Source organism: Streptomyces sp. AC627_RSS907, from assembly GCF_019049165.1.
The window spans coordinates 1-546 of the sequence record NZ_JAGMUE010001334.1 but is presented as its reverse complement, the minus strand read 5'-3'; the positions used below and the strand labels follow the sequence as shown (position 1 = coordinate 546).

1 protein-coding gene is annotated in these 546 nt (G+C 74.9%); it reads left to right on the top strand.

The window, feature by feature from the left end:
* The coding region (locus KUM32_RS41780; RefSeq protein WP_217146839.1) for a zinc-binding dehydrogenase at nt 1–546 on the top strand (546 nt) is incomplete at both ends.

Below are 546 nucleotides of genomic sequence, written 5' to 3'. Positions count from 1 at the left end.
GTCATGCGGACGTTGATGTCCGACGCGAACCTGCCCATGCCGGCCTACGAGGTCAACCGGCCGCTGTGGGGGCCGGTGATCGGTGAGGTCATCGCCGCGCCGGGCGCGGCGGCCGGCGGCCGGATCGAGCCGGGCACGCTGGTGCAGCACCACGACTCGTGGCGGGAGTACGCGGCGGTGGACGCCGACGTGGCCAAGCCGCTCGACCTGGCGGCGCTGCCGGACCCCGCTGCCCACCTCTCGCAGGCGCTGACCGCCTGGGCCGCGGTGGTGGAGGCGGCCGAAGTGCGGCCCGGCGAGACGGCGTTCGTGAGCGGGGCGGCCGGTGGCGTCGGCTGCATGGCCGGGCAGATGCTGCGGCTGCACGGGGCGGGCCGGGTCATCGGCAGCACCGGTTCGCGGCGCAAGGCGGACTACCTCGTGAACGAGCTGGGGTACGACGCCGTCGTGATCCGGGGCGCGGGGCCGATCGAGGGGCAGTTACGGGAGGCGGCCCCCGACGGGATCGACGTGGTCTTCGACACCGTCGGCGGAGAGCAGTTGCGG